We start from the raw sequence: 3,350 nt of genomic DNA, 5'->3' as shown, positions 1-3,350 counted from the left end.
AGATTCAGGACCGCCTCGCGCAGAAGCAGGATGTCTCCGTGGAGCGGGAGCGCCTCAGCGAACTGGAGCGCCAGATTGCCGCCCTGGAACGCAAAATTAAAGCCATTCCCTTCATTGACGAGGCGGACTTGCGCTTCGCCCACATCGACCAGCAGCCCCACCCCATTACCAATGCGGTAATGTTCTGTGTGATGGATGTGTCCGGCAGCATGGGCGAGAAGGAAAAGGATCTGGCCAAACGCTTCTTCCTGCTGCTGTATCTGTTCGTGCATCGCCACTATCAGGCGGTGCAGATCATCTTCATCAAGCACCACAGCACCGCCTCGGAGTGCAGCGAGCAGGCCTTTTTTGGTGCCCGCGAGGGAGGCGGCACGCTGGTCTCACCAGCCATCGCCCTGACCGAGGAAATCATGCAGCAACGTTTTCCGCCAGACCGCTGGAATGTCTATCTGGCGCAAGTATCTGACGGCGACAATTATTTTGCCGACAATGCAGTAGTGGAAGAGCATCTTATGAATCTATTGCCACGCTTGCGCAACCTCTTTTATCTGGAGGTCAACCGTGACAGTGAGAGTGATCTGCTGCAACTGTACGAAGCCATTGCTCAGGATTTCCCGGAACTGATCACCGCCCGCGCCAGCGATCGCGAGGATATCTATCCGCTCTTCCGTACCCTCTTTGCCACTGAGGAGATGCCGAGCCATGTCTAAATTCCTCTTTACCGACAACGACTGGACATTCGCGCGGATTGACGCCGTCACCGAAGCCATCGCGGCCATCGCGGCCGAAGAACTCCAGCTCGACACCTACCCCAATCAGTTAGAGATCATCAGCGCCGAGCAGATGCTCGATGCCTACGCCTCCATCGGCCTGCCGGTCTATTATGCCCACTGGTCCTTCGGTAAGCAGCGCGCCATCGAGTCCGGGCAGTATCGGCGCGGCGAGATGGGCCTGGCTTATGAACTGGTGATCAACAGCAACCCCTGCATCAGCTACCTCATGGAAGAAAACACCATGACCATGCAGACCCTGGTCATCGCCCACGCTGCCTACGGGCATAATGCCTTCTTCAAAAACAACGTATTCTTTCAGCAGTGGACCGATGCCGAGGGCATTCTCGACTACCTGGAATTCGCCCAGCGCTACATCGCCCATTGCGAGGAGCGCTACGGTATCGACGCGGTGACCGACGTGCTGGACGCCGCCCACGCCATCAGTCGCAATGGCGTGGATCGCGCCCGCCGCCCGCGCCAGCTCTCGGCGCGCGAGGAAGAGCAGCGGCGCGAAGAACGCGAGCGTTATCTGCAGCAACAGCTCTCGGAACTCTGGCGGACACTGCCCCCGCACAGCGCCGCTCAACCCGCAGCATCTGCCAGCTTTCCACCCGACCCGCAAGAAAACCTGCTCTACTTCATCGAAAAAAACGCCCCGCACCTGGAAGGCTGGAAACGGGAAATTCTGCGCATCGTCCGCAAGATCGCCCAGTATCTCTATCCCCAGGGGCAGACCAAGATCATGAACGAGGGCTTCGCCTGCTTCGTGCATTACCATATCCTGCACAGCCTGCATGCCAAGAAGCTGGTGACCGACGGCACCCTGCTGGAATTTTACGCCAGCCACACTGCTGTCACCTTCCAGCCAGACTTTGATGATCCGCGCTACAGCGGCATCAACCCCTATGCCCTCGGTTTTGCCATGTTCCAGGACATCAAACGGATTTGTCTGACGCCCACGGACGAAGACCATCGGTGGTTCCCCTTTGCCGGGGATCCCGACTGGCGCAAGCATATCCACTTCGCCATGCGCGAATTCCGCGATGAGAGCTTTGTCCTGCAATATCTCTCACCCAAGGTCATGCGGGATCTGCATCTCTTTGCCCTGAGCAACGATCCCAGTGCTACGACGTACCGGGTGAGTGCCATCCATGATGACTCCGGCTACCAGTATCTGCGCCAGGTGTTAGCCCAACAAATCGCCGAAAGCACCCGCCCGCCGGACATTCAGATCGTGTCCGTGGATCGCTGGGGCGATCGCCATCTGCGTTTGCGGCAGATGGATACCCAACCCCTCGCCCAGGATGAAGCCCAGAAAACCCTCAGCTTTGTTCATAGCCTCTGGGGATATGATGTTCACCTGGATATGGAAGACCTTTCCCTGAGCGAGCCGCTCACCTCCTGAGGGTGGATACTCTGCAACTTCCAGCATACCGCACCATAGCAGTGCACAACGCATTATTATGGTGCAACTCGCCGCTTAGCACCTCGATTATTTTACTAAACACATTGATTTTTAACTCGTTATAAATTGGCATCAAGTTTGCTAGAAGCTCCCTGCAATTTCATACAATAGGGAGAGGCAAACATGAAGGTTTCGAAAAACGGTTATCGTTATAAAATCATCTCGCTGGCAATGCTCGCGGCACTACCCATGATGATTGAGACCGGCCACGCATCGCCACTGGCACTGCCCAGCCCGCTAACCTTTGAGGCGGGTCCACTGGGTAAACTCAACGTGCAAGGTGTGGCAAGCGGCTATGGCGTCTGGCAGGACAACAAGTTCGCCCCCACCACTTCCGGCCCGGCAAACACTCCGGCAACGAAATCTGCGTCCGCCGACATCAGCAACGGCATGGTCATCATCCAGAAGAACACCGGACTCGTGCAATTTTATCTGCAGGCAGGGGCGTATAACGTCATGACCCTGGGCTCCAACTATTTCTCCACCGGCACCTTCACCCAGAACACCTTCGGTGCCCTGCCCGTCGGCTATGTCGAGATCGCGCCGACCGACAACTTCAATATCCAGATTGGCAAGCTCTATACCCTGATCGGTGCCGAATACACCTATAGCTACCAGAACTGGAACATTGAGCGCGGCTTGCTCTGGGGCCAGGAGAATGCGGTCAACAAAGGTATTCAAGCCAATTATACCGCAGGTCCGGTCACTGCATCGGTATCCTGGAATGATGGCTTCTACTCGAATCGCTTCAACTGGGTGACCGGCATGTTGACCTGGGCGATTAACAAACAGAACAGTGTGTTCTTCCAGGGTGGCGGGAATCTGGGACAGACCGATTATGCCTACTCCTCCATCGCTACCACACCGTTGCAGAATAACGAAAGCATCTTCGACGTAGGTTACACCTATAGTGGCAGCAGCCTGTCGGTCACGCCTTACGTGCAGTATACCAGCGTGCCGGCCGGCGCAATTCAGGCGCTGGGTGCTGGCACCAGAAAGACCAGTACCCTCGGTGCCGCTATCCTCGCCGATTACAGCCTGACGGACAAAATATCCGTCGCCGGTCGGGTGGAGTACATCAGCAACTCCGGCACCGCTACAGATGGTGCGGC

3 protein-coding genes are annotated in these 3,350 nt (G+C 56.6%); all 3 read left to right on the top strand.

Annotated elements, in window-relative coordinates:
• On the top strand, positions 1-710 hold a 710-nt coding region (locus tag Q0C48_RS11405; RefSeq protein ID WP_291524441.1), incomplete at its 5' end, for a DUF444 family protein.
• Positions 703-2,178 carry a SpoVR family protein gene (locus tag Q0C48_RS11400; protein ID WP_291524439.1) on the top strand — a complete coding sequence of 492 codons (1,476 nt, stop codon included), beginning with the start codon at positions 703-705 and terminating at the stop codon, positions 2,176-2,178. The genes Q0C48_RS11405 and Q0C48_RS11400, both read left to right, overlap by 8 nt.
• Before the next feature lie 183 nt (positions 2,179-2,361).
• Positions 2,362-3,350 (top strand): outer membrane beta-barrel protein (locus tag Q0C48_RS11395; RefSeq protein WP_291524437.1); only part of this gene is annotated, 989 nt, incomplete at its 3' end.

Source organism: Acidithiobacillus sp. (assembly GCF_023255755.1).
Lineage (GTDB): Bacteria > Pseudomonadota > Gammaproteobacteria > Acidithiobacillales > Acidithiobacillaceae > Acidithiobacillus.
Note: the sequence above shows the minus strand (reverse complement) of the source record. Positions and strands in the feature narration are given on the sequence as shown.